Source organism: Shewanella mesophila (assembly GCF_019457515.1).
GTDB lineage: Bacteria > Pseudomonadota > Gammaproteobacteria > Enterobacterales > Shewanellaceae > Shewanella > Shewanella mesophila.
The window spans coordinates 4,023,743-4,040,535 of the sequence record NZ_CP080421.1; the positions used below are offsets into that span (position 1 = coordinate 4,023,743).

Here is a 16,793-nt window from a genome sequence, read left to right on the forward strand (position 1 = left end):
AGCTGAATAAATGGGTTGCAGTGTCACCACCTCAACTGTAACCCATTTTAAATAACCGCTAACAACTTACTCAGACAAAAGCTCTTGTGCGCGTTGGAGGGTGATTAACTCTTCTGAGTTGGTGGTGACCTTAAGCACATTCTCTATCTGTAACACTAAAGATCGCCACAAAGGCGTAATCACTTCGAGTTCTCGCTCGCTGGCACGTTGGCGCGCTATCTTAAGTAACGCAGCGGAACCTACCACATCGATACGGCCTAAAATGCCATCGGCTAAGGCGATGCTTAACTCAATCATCGCAGGGACACTGTGACCATACTTGACCACTTCCCGCAGATAGCGCTCGGCAACGGTGAAGTCATCACCCAAAGAGTTCTCATTATTGAGCATCTGCTGAGCGCGATTTAACATCGCATCCAATTGCCCCTGCTCTGCTGCCTCAGCCATCCACTGTTCACTCGCCAACGGATCGGCAATACAACCCTCTCCCCGGGCTAACATCAAGGCCAAATGATATTGTGCATGAGGAAATCCCGCTTGAGCCGCAGAGGAAATGTAGTGATAAGCCTGGGTATAATTTGCCTGCTGATAATACAGAACACCAAGGTTAGCCATCGCCTCCGATTGCTCTAAGGCGGCGGCAGCCTGTAAGTAATGTAGCGCATCAGTCTGACTGACTTCTATATGTTCGCCGCCCACTAAATAAAAATAGCCTAACAGTGCCATCGCATTAGCGACACCCACTTTAGCGGCGGCGACAATCGCATTTTCACCGGCGACTCTATCCACCTCACCACTATAACCATGGAGCAGGCTCACGCCATGTTCATGCAAGGCATCTGGATAATGAGGTGCCGCTTGAGCAAACCAATATCCCGCTTGCTTAAAGCTGTTATCACTCTGGTTGACATTCGCTACCTGCTGCTCATTATCATCGAGAGCTTGCTCCTGCTCTCGCTGGATCAAGGCGCGAGTCTTCAGCGACATACCGACCAGATATTGCGCCTGATGATCATTTTCCATCACGGCGCGATAGCATAAGTCTCGACCAGCGATAGAATCGAAAGGCTCGAACTGATATCGCGGTGGCTCAGTTTGATGAAGCTGTCCATATAGATCGACCACAAGCTTAAGCAAACGCTCAATAGCACGCTCAGCGATCTCTTGCAGAGCGTCTGTGGTCAAATGATATTTTTCAGGATGAGCACCACGGTTACCATCACCACGGAGTCGATGCAAAGCACGAGTGACTCGAACATTGATCACCCGCTCTCTATTTAGCGTTTCTATACGATCGTACAGATTGGGGCTGTCGAAAATAATGTGTTGTGGCTTAGCCAGACACTCAGTCAACTTATGAGTAAAACTACGAATATGCAGCAGTGCTTGGGTTGGTACGTCACGCACATAACTCTTTGCGATGCGGTAATCATCTCCGAGCTCTGATGAAAATTGCGTAACAAGTTGGGTATCTGTCAGCACAGGTCGCACTCCGCAAAGGTGACAAACAGGGCCTGATATTCAGACCCTGAAAACGCAATCGTCGTTAAACTTGCTCGTCGATATTCGGGCGAGAAACCATATACAAACGGAATAATGCCACGTTAACAAACAAGCCAAAGAACGCCACTATCACCTCAACAATCAACATTAAAGGTAAGCCCACCGACTCGGCCAGACTCGATAAGGTACCGCCTATCAGTGAAAACGGAATATAAAGCATTAATAGCAGAAGGGTTTTAAATGCAACAGGACCACTAAATTTAAAACTTCCCTTGATCGCCGCCAGCGGCGTCAAACGCTCGACAACCACCATAAAATTTACGTAGGCTAAACGCGCAAATATATAGATACTCATCACTAAGCCGATTAACCACAAGGGGCCAAACGCGGCAAACAACATCACAGGTGCGATAATTGCCATACCAGAGAAAACCCCAGCAAGCAGTAAACCAGGCACAAAACTCAAGCTGGTCTTTAAAATCATCGCATTTGATGGCTCATGACCATGGGATCTCACTTCCATAAACAGAGTTAAAGAAGCAATTAACACAGAAAATACGAGTAACAGCACTATCATAGCGGCCATATGTGAGGCGCCAAATTGTGGGTTCTCGAGATCGGCACTGTTAATCTCCATCCCTAACCACATTTGAATCCCAACCTGAACAAACAGAATTGGCACAGTCAGAATGGCTAACTGACTAATATGATTGCGAAAGAAGTTATATGCTTCGGTCAAAATCGCTGATAATGACATAGGTCTTTCCATTAGATAATTATAAACCAACCAGTAAGTCCGACAGGATACCGAAATTTCAAATTTAATGCACAACAGATGTCTAAAAATAGATACAAAATCTTGACCTAGTTGCGCTAAAATATCTGCCAAATTTGGAACTTTTTTACCATAGGATGGCTATAAATGAAATTATCCACCGTTATTCCCGCTCTACTCGCAACACTGCTACTAAACGCACCCGTTTCAGCTGGGTGGTTTGATGACCTCACCAAAGAAGAGGAAACAAAGCCCGTTGCAGTTCAAACAGAAAATAACGACCTTGTAGGCTCGGTGATGTCTCAGCTAGGTTTGAATCAATCTCAGGCAGAAGGTGGGCTTGGTAGTCTACTAACCCTAGCAAAATCAACCTTGGGCGGTGATAGCTTTGGGCCTATCGCTAGTGCGATCCCTGGCATTGATAGCTTATTGGGCGCAGCGCCTGCATTAGACAATGATTCAGGTATGTCTGGCTTATTATCAAAAGCAGGCGACTTGGGCTCATCTTTACAAGGTGGCGCACAAGTATATGACTCATTTGAGAAACTCGGGATTTCAAAAGAGTTAGCTAAGCCTATGGTCGATATCGTTAAAGGTTATCTTGACGCAAATGCAGGTGCAGGTACCACAGATCTACTCATGCAAGGACTCGGTGCTATTTTATAATCCCGTCTGAGCGTAAGGTGTAGGTTAACATGAAAAAGAGTTCATCTTGTTAAGATGAACTCTTTTTTATTATCAAGTTCTAAAAAAACATTGAGACTCAAATAAGGCATGAATGATGATCGCGAAACTAAAACAATTTCTCAGCTCTCATATTGAGCCAATCTCAGCCGAAGAGCAGGCCAAACATCTACATCTAGCGGCTATAAGTCTGTTGTTAGAGGTGGTCTACGCCGATGAAACCCTAGACGATACGGAAGCCAAACTCCTACCAGAGATGCTCGCAACTTCACTCTCCTTGAGCCCCTCAGAGGTGGAAACCTTGATAGATGAAGCCAAAGCCATCCAAGGTAATTCGACCTCACTCTATGAATTTACCAAGGAGATCAACTCACAATGCTCTATCGAGCAGAAACAGCAACTGATCTTGGCGATGTGGAAACTTGCTTACGCTGACGGAAAGCTATGTCGTTATGAAGACCAGATCATACGCCGTACTGCCGAGCTATTACATTTAAAGCACAGCGAATTGATCCAGATGCGCAACGTGGCAATATCAAGTTAACAGCCAGAGTAGACTCGCTCGCCAGCCCAGGCGGCTCAGCACTTTTACCTCTTAATGACCTCACAATGGGGTGATCACTTGTGCGCTACAACACCCTGAGTCGATCACATTCTTATACTGATTGGTATAACTTAACTAAAACATCCACTACATCACTTTTTAAATTTCAGAACATAGCGATTGGTCTTGCCTTTGACCGACTTATCGAAGACGCTTTGAGTCATGGGATCTTGAGGGTTTTCAAGCAGTGATAGCGAATCTACGAGGGTAAATCCTGCTTGTTGCATCAGCTCAATCACATGAACTTTAGCTAAGCGATGCAGGCGATGAGCGGTTTCAACACCACTGCCAGTAATCGCATCATGATCTATGATGGCAACCAAGCCTCCGGGCTTGAGACTGTCATAGAGATGCTCAACGAGTCTAACCCTATCGATCGCAGGCCAATCCGCTTCATGATAAAACATGTCATGGAAACCTAAGATAAAAAAGACGCTGTCGAAGCTATTTTCCTTGAACGCCAAGTCGTCGGCTTCGCTCACCAACACCTCCACATTTGAGAAGCGATCGGAATAATTACGTTCGGCCAACTCCGCTTTTGCATAGGGCAGATAAGCTTGATTGTTGTGTACCAGTACGCTTCCCTCCTCTCCCACTACGCGAGATAAAAGTTCGCTGTAATATCCACCACCCGAAAACAGATCTAATACTTGCTGACCTGGTTTGATATCGTAAAAAGCCAAGATCTCACCTGGATGCCTATCTGGATCTCGCAACTTATCACGTTCCAGTCGCTCTGGTGCATTCACTGCGGCCGTGATCGCTTCACTCTGCGCAGTGGCATAACTTTGGCTAGTCATACTCGCCATCACTCCCCCCATCAAACACAATAAAATTCCCCAAGATATTTTCACAACAATCGCTCCTCAATTTTTGTATTTATACCAATCAGTATAAAGATGAGATTACACCTGAAACTCACACAAGGTGTTAACAATATGTAATAAAAAGTATCTTACTAAGATATCTACAGGCTTGTATCTGTTGAAAACCGACCAGTACCTAAAGTTAGCAACGCAACGAACACGTCAGCGCCCACTAATGTGTAGGCGCTGGGGATTATCTTAGGTTGAGACTTCTGATAGTTTAGATATTGGCTAAAGCGAGTTGTTTGCGAACATGGTGAACCTTTTGCCACCAAAGCAAAGGCGCAACAACCAGAGTGAGTATGACGGCGTAGAGCATATTCGTCCCTAACGCGATGGCCATCATCAGGCAAAACAACACCCCACAAATGACTAATGGCAGATAACGTTTGCTCAGCAGTTTTGCCGCTGCCAGCATTGCCGCAAAATAGATGATGACAAAAATACCGTTCGTCCAGGCGATCAAATGCTCCAGTTCTTGGCCAAACAGATAGGTGAGTACGATCACCCCTGCCATAGTCAACAATACCGCAATCAATGCCCTTACTGGTACACTGTGTTGATTGAGTTGATCGAAATAACGAGGCAAAACACCTTCACGACTAAAACTCCAAATCAATCTGGCTACGCTGGCGGTATAGACATTTACCGTCGACAAACCACCAGCAATGCCCAGCACTCCGATGATCTGTGCACCATAACCACCAACGAGCTGGTCAAAGGCGACAACCATAGCTAAACCATCGGTTGGCGGCACAAATAACAACAGGAGGGTACAGGCAACATAAACGAGTCCGACTAGGACGGTGCCAATAATCATTGAGGGCAGCATATCTCGATTGGGATTTTTAAAATCGCCTGCAAGATGGGTCATCGCCTCAATACCGAGAAAACTCCAAAAAGCGATACCAGCCGCCGCCATCACTAAACTCATATCACTGCTTGCCGTAGGCACAGCTAGCTCAAGGTCGCTTAAATTTGCTCCACCTGCACCAAACATCACTACTACAACCGTAACGATAGCGAGTGTTAGGGCAAATTGCAGCTTGGCAGACACTTGAATCCCCTTTAGATTGATCGCGAGTAGCAGGACCAACAGCATCAACTCGATCAACACTTGCTTCCAACCCGATAGCGGAACCAGCTCATTAACGAACTGAAACGTCATCATAATCGCAGCGGGTGCGCCAAGGGGAACCACTAAAAGGAAAATCAGCCCTATTGTTCGACCCAGCGTGCGGCCAAAGGCTTTTTCGACAAAATAAGCAGGCCCCGCAGCATGGGGAAACACACCCGCTAGACGACCAAAGACCAAAGTAACCGGAATGATGGCCAAGGTAAGAAATATCCAGGTAAGCAATGCGCCCGAACCAGCTAATGCGATAGTCATCTGAGGAAGAATAAACACCCCAGTGCCTAACAAAGTGGTGGCCATTAGGCCTGCGCCCTGCAAACGACCTATGGAGCCTTGGATCTGGTTCATCTTCTTATCTACTAGGGTTATTAATGGCTTTAGTATAGACTGTTCCGCAAGAACAAACTGTCACACCATTCCGACGAAGCCATGCCGATAACCAGCATTTTAACGGAATTTTCAGAATAAACCGACAATTCGTCGCCTTATTACAGAGAGAACCGATCTTGGACAAATTCGATCAGGCAATCATCACAGCACTGAGACAAGATGCCAGACAAAGCGTTTCCAGTATCGCTGACACCGTGAGCCTATCTCGAAGCGCGGTTTCAGAGCGGATAAAAAAGCTCGAACAGACAGGAATTATTCGCGGCTATCAGGTTTTACTCAGTGAATCTCAAAAAGAGGGAGTTTCCGCTTATTTTGAGATCCAACATCGCTGCCCGCGCTGCGCCGATGTCGTTCATGTATTTCAGGCCATACCCGAAGTTGTCACCTGCCGCGGAATTACTGGCGATATGGATCTACTCGTCTATGTCCAAGCTGAGTCGATGCGACGATTGCATGAGATCAGAGAGTATATCGATGCCCAAACCGATATCATCAAGATAAAAACCCATGTCGTAATGAGCGAGTGGATCGACAACAGAGGTTAGTGAGTTCCATTAGCTGGTTAAGCCGCGAATTTGGCTTTCATTAACAGTTTAGCCACTCAGTTTCCCTTAAAATTAAGTTAAAGATAAACTAGTGCAATCATTACCTTGGCCAAACAATTATGCAGATTGAAAAAACAGCCGAATTGAATCTACTTTGGGGTTCACTCATTTTAGAAGAACTTGCTCGCCTTGGTGTCCAGCACATCTGTATGGCACCGGGATCTCGCTCAACGCCATTAACACTTGCGGCAGCAAAACAGACGAAATTGAAGCAACATCTGCATTTCGATGAACGTGGATTAGCCTTTAAGGCGCTAGGGTTAGCCAAGGCAAGCTGTGCCCCCGTGGCTATCATTACCACCTCAGGAACCGCCGTCGCTAATCTTTATCCTGCAATCGTCGAAGCCTGGTTAACTCAGGTACCATTGATTGTATTGTCGGGCGACCGACCACCTGAATTGCTCGACTGCGGTGCTAATCAAGCGATCGTTCAACCTGCAATTTTTGCCAACTATGCTCAGCAGGTAAATCTACCGACTCCCGATCTGAGCATTCGACCGGAAGCACTGCTGACCACCTTAGATGCGGCTATCACCAATCAAACTCAACCCGTACATATTAATTGTATGTACCGTGAGCCACTTTATCCTGGCACCATGAGCGCAGACTTTACCGACTATTTAAGCACACTGGGGAATTGGCAACATACCTCATCGCCTTATACTCAATATGCCAAGACTCACCTAGAGAGCGCGCCTACCTCTGATGCGCTGGCGAGATTTGTTCACGGAAAAGGCGTTATCGTCGTTGGCACCCTAACGCCACAACAACAGCCCCAACTCATTGTCGAGTTCGCGCACAAGCTTGGATGGCCACTGCTGACGGATGCTCAATCTCAACTGAGACAGCATGGTGCGGCCATAGGGAATATTGATCAATTACTGTTACAGCCCAAAGCCAGGGCACTATTGCAACAGGCCGATAAGGTATTAGTATTCGGTGGACGTTTATTGTCTAAACGCCTGATTAATTATCTAGATGAGCAAAAGTGGAAAAGCTACTGGCAAGTGTTACCCCAGCAGCAAAGGCTAGATCCAAGCCACAGTGCAAAACAGATCTGGCTAAGTTCATTAAGCTCTTTTACCTCACTACCTTGGCCACGCTCTTCTGAAGCCAATTGGGCCGCGCCGTTGATCGAGGTGAATGAAAGATTAGCCACCCTGTTTGAGCGGCAAATCGACCAAGGTGAATTTGGCGAAGCCCAAGTTATCCGTGCCATTGCGAGTCAGACAGATCAACAGTTATTTATTGGTAACAGCTTGCCCGTAAGACTATATGATATGTATGCGCCAATCACTTCGGCGGCAGCCTCTGTCTACACTAACCGTGGCGCATCGGGTATCGATGGCTTGCTGGCGACCGCCTGTGGCATTGCCGCCCATAAGAAACAGCCAACAACCCTTATCATTGGCGACCTGTCTCAATTACATGATCTGAATTCATTAGCCATTGCAGCCAAACAATCGAGCCCGTTAGTCATAGTGATCCTTAACAATGATGGCGGCAATATTTTCAACCTATTACCTGTACCCGATGAGAAACTGCGTAGTGATTATTACCGGCTATCCCACGGTTTTGAGTTTGGTTACGGCGCAGCTATGTTCGGTATTGCCTACAACCAAATCGATGATATTGTCAGCTTCAATGAGGTCTATCGTGATGCCCTCGCCCACAATGGCCCATCGGTAATAGAGGTGAGTGTCGCGCAAGATCAGGCCAGCAATCAGATAGCCAAAATTGCAGCATGGATAACACAGAGCTAATGTTGGCCTCAAGCTGCTATGGCGATCCGTCAAAACCTGCACTGGTATTGCTACATGGCTTTTTAGGTAACAAGCAAGACTGGCAAACACTTATGCCAAGACTGAGTCAGCACTTTTATTGTGTCTGTCTCGATCTACCGGGTCATGGCGATAGCCCTAGCATCACACTTGATAAGCCAGGTTTTGTACAAGTGTCGCAAGTTATCGAACAGACACTTGCAGCACTTAATGTGTCTCACTTCCACCTGCTCGGCTATTCATTAGGTGGCCGTATCGCACTGCATATCGCACTGCTAATGCCGGAAAAAGTGCTTAGCATGACACTCGAATCCTGTCATTATGGTCTCGATAGCCAAGTATCACGCAGCGAAAGGCTCCAAAACGACGAGCAGTGGGATGAGCGCCTGCAACATCTTACGATGACGGAATTTCTAACGCTTTGGTATCGCCAAGCGGTATTTGCTGATCTGAGTGACGATGTGAGAGCAAACTTGATCAAACGTCGGGCGAACAATACCGCCGCAGCCCTTCGCAGCATCTATCTGGCGACTTCTTTGGGGCAGCAGCAACATTTGTCTAATATACCTAACCAATTAGTAGGTGATTGGCATTATTTTGTTGGGAAACAAGACAAAAAATTTATGCATTTGGCGCAGCAGTGGCAAAGCAAGGCGCCGATTAAGCTGCATTTCTTCGAAAATGCAGGTCATAATATCCACCTAGTAAGTAGCCAAGCTTTCTGTAATACCTTGATTCAACACCTTCTAAAGGATCGTACATGACGCTCTTAACTCTTAGCCTATACAGTTATCAGATCCCGCTCGATAAACTGCTTCCTGTGGGAAATCAGCGTATTGAGACTCGAGAAGGTCTAGTGCTTCAAGTAAGCACAGAAACACAACGGCAAGCAGTAGAGATATCACCGCTATCAGGTATCGATGTTGATGGTCAGCCAATAACAGGCTTTAGTCAGGAAAGTATTGCAGAGGTTATACAAGTCCTCGTCGAATCCATGCCATCACTTCAAGGGCTACATATAGACAAACTGTTAGATGTTGCCGACACGACGCCACTTGCATCTCTCGCCTATGGCCTCAGCCTGCTACATGCCAAACTGAATGGAAAACTATCCCTTCACCATGACAGTGCTGGCATTATTCCGCTGATCTATCGCCATCAAGATGAAGCCTCGGAGCATTTACAGCAACGCGTTAACGCATTAAGTAATAAGGTTCATGCGGTAAAGGTTAAAGTCGGACAAACCTCGATGGAAGATGAGATCCTACTCATACACCAAATCTTGGCTATTCGTCCCGATCTCAAGCTCAGACTCGATGCCAATCGCGCTTTTACTCTAGAGCAAGCGATCGATTTCTGCGCCTGCCTGCCATTGGCTTCAATTGAGTATATTGAAGAACCTTGCCACAGCGCCAAAGATAACGTGCAACTTTTCCAAACTGTGGGAATCCCTTTTGCATTAGATGAAAGCCTAAACGATAAAAGGTATCAATTTAACATGCTCCCAGGACTCACAGCTTTAGTGCTTAAGCCTATGTTAATAGGGCACCTTAATCGCTTACAGCAACTTATCGAAGAGGCCAATGTTAATGGCGTTAGAGCCGTTATTAGCTCAAGCCTTGAAGCGAGCCTAGGCATCGAAGCACTCAAAGCGATAAGCCTCGAATGCACGCCAGATGAAATTCCAGGGTTAGACACCTTATCAGCCTTTAGCTGCGATCTTATTGTCTCTAGCGGAAAGCAACACTGCTTAAGCGTCGACGACTTAACCCTTATTCATCGGTGCAAATAGGAGTTATTGGTGGCCTTACTTATCTCACCTGTGCATCACTCTGCGGTGGTAGCGCCAAAACAAACGGCCATCTATTTTTGGCAAAATAGGGCATACCACAGCCTAAGTTATTGTCAGCTGAGTAATATAGTCTCATCGGTTGCCACTCAACTTAAACAAGCAGGGCTTAAAGCTGGAGATCGTTTAGCCTGTATCGACAATAATTCAAAAGAGATGGTCATTCTGTATTGGGCATGTATCGATGCGAGTATCATCTTCTGCCCTTTGTCACCACGGTTCCCCAAAATACAAATTAGCGAGTTAAGTCAATGTTATCAGTTTGATAGGTTCTGGGCGCCGCAACAATTTCAGCATCTTTTGCCTGAATCATCTCTAGAGATAGATTTTATAACCCCCCTAATTAACGCCACCCCAGAGACCATAGATAGCTCACAGCCAGCCAACATCATTTTGACCTCAGGCAGCAGCGGCCAACCTAAAGCCGCAGTGCATTGCTTAGCCAACCATATCTTCAGTGCCAAAGGCTCAAGCGAACTCATTGCGATTAATCAAGGCGACAACTGGCTACTGTCACTCCCGCTGTTCCATATAGGTGGGCTCGCGATTATCAATCGCTGCGCGCTCGATCAAGCGGCTATAACTCTTCCCGCAGCCGAACTGTCGCTAGGTGAACAACTACAACAGCTCACTCTGACCCATCTCTCTTTAGTTGCTACCCAGCTGATTAGGTTGCTGGAACAAGACAAAAATGCACTCATAGGCATTAAGGCGCTGCTCCTTGGCGGAGGCGCTATTGGGTCATCGCTTCTGGATAAGCTCAAACCGCTAGGAATAAACGCTTATACTAGCTACGGAATGACCGAGATGAGCTCTCAAATCACCACCGGATTGGCCACCAGTAAAGGCAGCAGTGGTAAGTTGTTAGCTGGACGCGAATTAAAGATTATTGAGCAGCAAATTTATGTCAAAGGTAAAACCCTGTTTATGGGCTACCTGGCACCCAACAACCCACCCAAAAGATCACAAAACAAGCCTCAAGTATTAGAACCAGAGATCCACCAAGATATACAACAAGGCGGAAAAAGGCTTTGGCGACCACTAGACAATGAAGGCTGGTTTAACACGCAAGATTTAGGTTATTGGGATGAAGAGGGAGATCTAGTTATTATTGGCCGCGCCGACAATATGTTTGTCTGTGGCGGCGAAAATGTGCAGCCAGAAGAGATTGAAGCCGCCCTTAAGCGCCATCCAAAAATCACCGATGCGATTGTCTTTCCAATACCAGACAGCGAATTTGGCTTCCTTCCCGCGGCGATTATCAAAGGCTGCGTTAGCGAAACCAGCGACCTTGATGATTTTGTACGCCAATATGTTGCCAGTTTTAAACGCCCAAGACAGTATTTTGCGTGGCCCAATATCGAAATCGCTAGCCTTAAGGTTTCTCGCAAACAGCTTATCGCGGCAGTATTATACCAATCAGTATAAGCGTTATAGCTAAGCAACTTTAACAATCCATTGAATTTTGGGCATAAAAAAACCTGCTTATTCGCAGGTTTTTTTATTGAGTAGCAGCTTAAACTTCCATGCGCCCTTTGAGCTTATTCATGGCGTTCTTTTCTAGCTGCCTGATACGTTCAGCAGAGACTTGATAGGTTGCGGCAAGCTCTTGCAATGTCGTCTTCTCATCATTCAACCAACGCGCTTGTAAAATATGTTGACTACGCTCATCAAGGGTCTTGATGGCTGCTAACAGTCGCGTTTGGTTATCTGATTCGAAATTATCATTTTCTACCTGAGACGCCAGATCTGAAGAGTGATCTTCAAGGTAGTGCACAGGTGAATAATCTTGATCATCATCGTTATCACTTGCAAGATCGAATGCGGGATCTTGCGCCGCCATACGTGATTCCATTTCGGTCACATCGGCTTTAGAGACGCCCAGGTTTTCGGCAACCATAGTCACCTCTTCATCACTAAACCAGCCAAGACGTTTCTTAGCTTTGCGTAGATTGAAGAACAACTTGCGCTGCGCCTTAGTGGTTGCCACTTTAACGATACGCCAGTTTTTCAGCACATATTCATGGATTTCAGCTTTTATCCAATGAACAGCAAAAGAGACAAGACGGACACCCACATCTGGATCAAAACGTTTTACCGCCTTCATCAAACCAATGTTACCCTCTTGGATAAGATCTGCCTGTGGCAGGCCATAGCCAGAATAACCTTTAGCGACATGAACAACGAAACGAAGATGAGACATAATCAACTGCTTCGCAGCCTGAAGGTCACCAGTCTCTTGCAAACGCTTCGCTAGCTCATACTCTTCCTGAGGCTCCAACATACTAATGTTGTGCGCAGAATGAATATAAGCCTCTAAGCTACCGCTGCTTTGAGGGACAACTAGTGCCATTGATTGCGTTTGACTTGTCATTAACGCTCCTACTTCTTGTCTTTCAAAAATTTAAAACTCTAAATGCCAACAGCTTAGAAAGCCGATACGCCTTGCAACGCTTTAAAGAAGTCGTTTTACACAAGGCTAAGCTGATGAACTATCAACGATCTGACAGTCTATGTCAATATTCTAGGTCAGGCAGATGCCAATTTCACCCAAAACTATGGACATTTCAAGTGAACAATAGTTCATAAAGGGGATGATTGCGAGATCATGACGGCTCTATAGCGCGCAAGTGTTGACGCACAGATAGATAGGAGCCTAACCAACCTAAAAACGAGGCAAGCAACACTAATTGACCTAACTCAACGACCGTTAATGACTGCATCTCCAAGCGACTACCATAGAGGCCTAATAGATCGGCAAGCGCGCCATCAAGATACCACACCAGCACATTGATAATGAGCCAAGCTAAGATACCACCAATCACTCCAAACCAGATCCCAGTATAAAGAAAGGGACGTTGGATAAAGCTTTCGGTGGCTCCAACTAATTTCATCACCTCAATTTCGGTGCGTCGATTCATGATAGCCAATCGAATGGTGTTACCAATCACGAGTACGACCGCCAAGACCAACAATACCGCAATAGCCAACACGGTACGTTCCAACAATCGCACCACGGCCTGCAAACGTTCTAGCCACTCAATATCCAGTCGACCGAAACTTACTTCCGGCTCTAGCTCCAGCTTCTTTAACAGCTCTCTGGCCCCATTTGGACTCGCATATTTCAGTCCTGGCGTAACGGTGATCACCGCAGGTAATGGGTTTTCATCTAAATAGGCAATCGCCTCACCAAATCCAGACAGACGTTGAAACTCATCCAATGCCTGATCACGATTGATATAATTTACCGCACTCACCTCTGAATAAGCGCTAATACGGGTGATCAAGCTCTGTATCGTACGTTCGCTTCTCCCCTCATTAATAAACAGGGATATCTCAGCCGCACTATTCCATGATTGAGTGATGGTTTCAGCATTCTTAACCAATACTTGTAATGCAGCCGGCAGACTAAGACTCACGCCCAATACCGCCATTGTCATCAGTGATGAGATAGGATTGCGCCATAACTCCCCCATGCTGCCCATTGCATGCTGAATATGACGGATGAAGAACATCACTATGCGCCCAGTAAAAGGAAGTTTACTGCGAACTAATTGAGGTTTCTGACTCATCTTTAGCTCCTCAATTACAAGTTGGGTGAAGCTGAAAGCTCTTCACCACCGAGTATTCGACCTTGCTTCAAGGTCAAGGTACGATATTTCATTCGCGCGATTAACCCAAGATCATGAGTCGCGATAAGTACTGTCGTGCCCGAATCGTTAAAGGTCTCAAACAGGCGCAATATATCCATGGACAATTTGGGATCTAAGTTACCAGTAGGTTCATCGGCTAACAACAGTGGGGGCTTGTTGACAATAGCACGAGCAATGCCCACTCGCTGCTGCTCACCGCCGGATAACATGATGGGATAATGGCGCTCTTTGCCATACAGCCCCACCATATCGAGTGCGGCCAGAACACGCTTTTTTATCTCATGGAGTGCAAAACCTTCGATAACAAGAGGTAAGGCGATATTGTCAAATACACTACGATCCATCAGCAGGTGATGATTTTGGAAAATCATGCCGATATCACGGCGAAGATAGGGCACATCTTTAGGGCGAATATTAGCAATGTCATGACCGTTAATTGAAACACGTCCAGCATTCGCGCGTTCAATCACAGTAATTAACTTGAGTAAGGTACTCTTACCTGCGCCAGAGTGGCCAGTTAAAAATGCCATCTCTCCACGCTGCAGGTGAAAACTGACATCGCTGAGCGCCTTCTGTCCACCAGAATAAATTTTACTCACTTGCTCAAATCGAATCATAAATGCCCAATCTTAGTTATTGCAAAGGTCTGCCTAGAGAAAGTGCGCCAGCAAAAACCCTCCAAATGGAGGGTTGCACTTACAAGAAAATTATTGCTCTTCACCTTCTTGACTAAATAATGCATCGACAAAATCTTTGGCATCGAATGGTCGTAGATCATCTATCTGCTCACCAACACCAATATGACGAATAGGAATACCAAACTTATCAGCAATTGCGAAAATGACACCGCCTTTTGCTGTGCCATCTAACTTACTGATGGTGATCCCTGTTACACCGACCGCTTCTTTAAATAGCTGAGCCTGACTAATTGCATTCTGTCCAGTGCTCGCATCCAAGGTCAACATTACCTCGTGAGGCGCAGACTCATCGAGCTTCTTCATTACTCGAACAACTTTTTTAAGCTCATCCATCAAATGCGCTTTATTCTGCAATCGGCCAGCGGTATCGGCGATCAACACATCAATTTTACGAGCACGAGCCGCTTGCAACGCATCAAACAACACCGAAGCACTATCGGCACCAGTATGCTGTGCAACAACAGGAATATCATTACGTTGCCCCCATACTTGCAGCTGCTCTACCGCCGCGGCGCGGAAGGTATCACCTGCTGCTAACATGACAGACTTACCCTGTTTTTGATACTGTTTTGCTAATTTACCTATGGTGGTGGTTTTACCGACACCATTGACACCCACCATCAAAATAACGAAAGGACCATCGACATTTTCAGGCACTAAGGGAATGCTCACCGGATCTAACGTCTTTTGCATCTCTTCGCGCATCAGGTCGTACAATGCTTCTCCATCTTTAAGCTGCTTGCGACTCGCCTGCTCTGTCAGACTTTTGATTAAACGCGTGGTCGTTTCAACGCCCACATCGGCGATCAATAGCTGCTCTTCGAGTTCTTCAAACAGATCTTCATCGATCTTCTTACCCTTAAACAGACCAACAAAACCACTACCAATATTCTCACTAGTACGCTTTAGGCCACGTTTAAGACGGGCAAAGAAGCCCTCTTTACTCGGCTTCTGTTGAGGTTCGGGCTGCTTCTCAGATTGAGTTTCTGCCTGAACTTCTGCTTGAGTTTCTGGCTGTACTTCTACGGCATCCTCAGCAGCTTCGATAACGACAACTTGCTCAGCTAGTTCGGCAGCTACACGCTCGACTTCCGCTTTCTCTGATGCCAAACGCGCCTCTTCTGCCGCCTTAAGTGCATTAACACGTTCCTGCTCGGTTGCAATACGTTCAGCTTCGATACGGGCAGCTTCCGCTTGCTCTAATGCCAAACGCGCCTCTTCTGCCGCCTTAAGCGCACTAACACGTTCTTGCTCAGCCTGCTCGGTTGCAATACGTTCAGCTTCGATACGTTCAGCTTCCGATTGCTCTATTTGTTCTACTTCAGATGTTACTTCTACTTCTGGGGCCGCGACTTCCTCTTTCGATTTGTCTTTACGGAACCAGGAAAAAAAACCTTTCTTTGCCATGTGTAATACCAGTACTCAGCTAACTGATTTAAAATTCGGTATGAAGTCAATTTGTGCCCGTCATTATAACCAGATAGCGAGTCCAAATATGCAGAAAAGCACGGCATTTTTTCGTTAATGCCAGCCTCTTTTCACCATTTTTGGATGCTTTGAGTTAAAATAGCGACTTCAATTTAGCGCAACAGTCTATCACTTTCTCAGGTGAGGCGAAATTAACGCTGAATTTAGCAAACAATCAACAGGTGTAAGATGGCTAAGAATCGCCCCGCTAGCGGACAAGTAAGAATTATTGCAGGACAATGGCGCTCTAGACGCTTACCCATTCACGATCTCGAAGGCCTACGCCCAACGACAGACAGAGTCAGAGAAACGCTATTTAACTGGCTTTCTGGCGATCTTGTCGGCGCGAGAGTGTTAGATTGTTTTGGCGGCAGTGGTGCCTTAGCGCTTGAAGCCCTTTCTCGATATGCGAAATACGCCAAGGTATTCGAACTGCAAGCCAGTGCCGCTAAGCAACTACAACAAAATCTCGTCACCCTAAAATGTAACACGGCCGACGTGATCCATGGCAACAGCTTATCGTTACTTGCACAGGCTCCAGATGATGGATTCGATATTGTGTTTATCGATCCGCCTTTTCGCAAAAATCTTGCAGAGCAAAGTATCACTCTACTTAGTGAAAACAACTGGTTAAACGATAATGCCCAGATCTATGTAGAGACCGAAAGTGAATTAGCTCAACTCGCCGTTCCTGCCGATTGGGTACAGCTAAAAGAGAAAAAGGCCGGCCAAGTTATTTATCGTCTATACCAATATCAGCCTTGATACACAGGAAAGATTTAA

16 protein-coding genes are annotated in these 16,793 nt (G+C 46.1%); 8 read left to right on the plus strand and 8 right to left on the minus strand.

Translation table 11 applies throughout. The features are described from left to right. Positions 1-66 precede the first annotated feature (66 nt). The gene (locus K0I73_RS17705; protein WP_220062341.1) at positions 67-1,482 is read right to left on the minus strand and encodes a DUF4145 domain-containing protein; all 1,416 of its coding nucleotides are present in this window, start codon (positions 1,480-1,482) and stop codon (positions 67-69) included. 64 nt (positions 1,483-1,546) lie between these two features. Then, positions 1,547-2,260: a hypothetical protein gene (locus tag K0I73_RS17710; RefSeq protein ID WP_220062342.1), complete on the minus strand. Its 714-nt coding sequence runs from the start codon at positions 2,258-2,260 to the stop codon at positions 1,547-1,549. 165 nt (positions 2,261-2,425) lie between these two features. Here K0I73_RS17710 and K0I73_RS17715 point away from each other — a divergent pair, with 165 nt between their 5' ends. After that, positions 2,426-2,944: a DUF2780 domain-containing protein gene (locus K0I73_RS17715; RefSeq protein ID WP_220062343.1), complete on the plus strand. Its 519-nt coding sequence runs from the start codon at positions 2,426-2,428 to the stop codon at positions 2,942-2,944. A 115-nt stretch (positions 2,945-3,059) separates the two neighbouring features. Continuing rightward, complete coding sequence (locus tag K0I73_RS17720) at positions 3,060-3,506, plus strand: tellurite resistance TerB family protein (protein ID WP_220064442.1); 447 nt, start codon at positions 3,060-3,062, stop codon at positions 3,504-3,506. Positions 3,507-3,658: 152 nt separating this feature from the next. On the opposite strand, the gene K0I73_RS17725 is transcribed toward K0I73_RS17720, so the two are convergent. After that, positions 3,659-4,420, minus strand: coding sequence for a class I SAM-dependent methyltransferase (locus tag K0I73_RS17725; protein ID WP_258405231.1), 762 nt, complete (start codon positions 4,418-4,420; stop codon positions 3,659-3,661). 232 nt (positions 4,421-4,652) lie between these two features. Further along, positions 4,653-5,915 (minus strand): L-methionine/branched-chain amino acid transporter, encoded by a 1,263-nt coding sequence (yjeH, locus tag K0I73_RS17730; RefSeq protein WP_220062344.1) that lies wholly within the window; start codon positions 5,913-5,915, stop codon positions 4,653-4,655. Between the two features lie 158 nt (positions 5,916-6,073). On the opposite strand from yjeH, the gene K0I73_RS17735 reads away from it, so the two are divergent. The 5 genes from K0I73_RS17735 (at position 6,074) to K0I73_RS17755 (ending at position 11,620) form a co-directional block, all read left to right on the plus strand. Next, positions 6,074-6,502 carry an Lrp/AsnC family transcriptional regulator gene (locus K0I73_RS17735; protein WP_220062345.1) on the plus strand — a complete coding sequence of 143 codons (429 nt, stop codon included), beginning with the start codon at positions 6,074-6,076 and terminating at the stop codon, positions 6,500-6,502. Positions 6,503-6,621: 119 nt separating this feature from the next. Next, positions 6,622-8,325, plus strand: coding sequence for a 2-succinyl-5-enolpyruvyl-6-hydroxy-3-cyclohexene-1-carboxylic-acid synthase (menD, locus tag K0I73_RS17740; protein ID WP_220062346.1), 1,704 nt, complete (start codon positions 6,622-6,624; stop codon positions 8,323-8,325). Beyond that, complete coding sequence (gene menH / locus K0I73_RS17745; protein WP_434086690.1) at positions 8,307-9,107, plus strand: 2-succinyl-6-hydroxy-2,4-cyclohexadiene-1-carboxylate synthase; 801 nt, start codon at positions 8,307-8,309, stop codon at positions 9,105-9,107. The genes menD and menH overlap by 19 nt, the downstream gene beginning before the upstream one ends. Further along, positions 9,104-10,135 (plus strand): o-succinylbenzoate synthase, encoded by a 1,032-nt coding sequence (gene menC, locus K0I73_RS17750; protein WP_220062347.1) that lies wholly within the window; start codon positions 9,104-9,106, stop codon positions 10,133-10,135. The genes menH and menC overlap by 4 nt, the downstream gene beginning before the upstream one ends. Before the next feature lie 9 nt (positions 10,136-10,144). Continuing rightward, positions 10,145-11,620, plus strand: a complete 1,476-nt coding sequence (locus K0I73_RS17755) for an AMP-binding protein (RefSeq protein ID WP_220062348.1) — start codon at positions 10,145-10,147, stop codon at positions 11,618-11,620. An 88-nt stretch (positions 11,621-11,708) separates the two neighbouring features. Here K0I73_RS17755 and rpoH read toward each other — a convergent pair whose 3' ends face one another. The 4 genes from rpoH to ftsY form a co-directional block, all read right to left on the minus strand. Further along, the gene (gene rpoH, locus K0I73_RS17760) at positions 11,709-12,566 is read right to left on the minus strand and encodes an RNA polymerase sigma factor RpoH (protein WP_220062349.1); all 858 of its coding nucleotides are present in this window, start codon (positions 12,564-12,566) and stop codon (positions 11,709-11,711) included. A 232-nt stretch (positions 12,567-12,798) separates the two neighbouring features. Beyond that, the gene (ftsX, locus tag K0I73_RS17765) at positions 12,799-13,764 is read right to left on the minus strand and encodes a permease-like cell division protein FtsX (protein WP_220062350.1); all 966 of its coding nucleotides are present in this window, start codon (positions 13,762-13,764) and stop codon (positions 12,799-12,801) included. 14 nt (positions 13,765-13,778) lie between these two features. After that, complete coding sequence (gene ftsE / locus K0I73_RS17770; RefSeq protein WP_220062351.1) at positions 13,779-14,462, minus strand: cell division ATP-binding protein FtsE; 684 nt, start codon at positions 14,460-14,462, stop codon at positions 13,779-13,781. A 90-nt stretch (positions 14,463-14,552) separates the two neighbouring features. After that, a complete protein-coding gene (gene ftsY, locus K0I73_RS17775) occupies positions 14,553-15,950 on the minus strand; it encodes a signal recognition particle-docking protein FtsY (protein ID WP_220062352.1) in 1,398 nt (465 codons plus the stop codon). 249 nt (positions 15,951-16,199) lie between these two features. On the opposite strand from ftsY, the gene rsmD reads away from it, so the two are divergent. Next, positions 16,200-16,775, plus strand: coding sequence for a 16S rRNA (guanine(966)-N(2))-methyltransferase RsmD (gene rsmD, locus K0I73_RS17780; protein ID WP_220062353.1), 576 nt, complete (start codon positions 16,200-16,202; stop codon positions 16,773-16,775). The last annotated feature ends 18 nt before the right edge of the window (positions 16,776-16,793 follow it).

Coding starts and splice junctions, on each gene's coding strand:
- K0I73_RS17715 (WP_220062343.1), top strand. CDS start 2,426: ATGAAATTATCCACCGTTATTCCCGCTCTACTCGCAACACTGCTACTA.
- ftsE (WP_220062351.1), bottom strand. CDS start 14,462: ATGATTCGATTTGAGCAAGTGAGTAAAATTTATTCTGGTGGACAGAAG.
- ftsX (WP_220062350.1), bottom strand. CDS start 13,764: ATGAGTCAGAAACCTCAATTAGTTCGCAGTAAACTTCCTTTTACTGGG.
- menD (WP_220062346.1), top strand. CDS start 6,622: ATGCAGATTGAAAAAACAGCCGAATTGAATCTACTTTGGGGTTCACTC.
- menC (WP_220062347.1), top strand. CDS start 9,104: ATGACGCTCTTAACTCTTAGCCTATACAGTTATCAGATCCCGCTCGAT.
- K0I73_RS17710 (WP_220062342.1), bottom strand. CDS start 2,260: ATGTCATTATCAGCGATTTTGACCGAAGCATATAACTTCTTTCGCAAT.
- K0I73_RS17720 (WP_220064442.1), top strand. CDS start 3,060: ATGATCGCGAAACTAAAACAATTTCTCAGCTCTCATATTGAGCCAATC.
- rpoH (WP_220062349.1), bottom strand. CDS start 12,566: ATGACAAGTCAAACGCAATCAATGGCACTAGTTGTCCCTCAAAGCAGC.
- ftsY (WP_220062352.1), bottom strand. CDS start 15,950: ATGGCAAAGAAAGGTTTTTTTTCCTGGTTCCGTAAAGACAAATCGAAA.
- yjeH (WP_220062344.1), bottom strand. CDS start 5,915: ATGAACCAGATCCAAGGCTCCATAGGTCGTTTGCAGGGCGCAGGCCTA.
- rsmD (WP_220062353.1), top strand. CDS start 16,200: ATGGCTAAGAATCGCCCCGCTAGCGGACAAGTAAGAATTATTGCAGGA.
- menH (WP_434086690.1), top strand. CDS start 8,307: ATGGATAACACAGAGCTAATGTTGGCCTCAAGCTGCTATGGCGATCCG.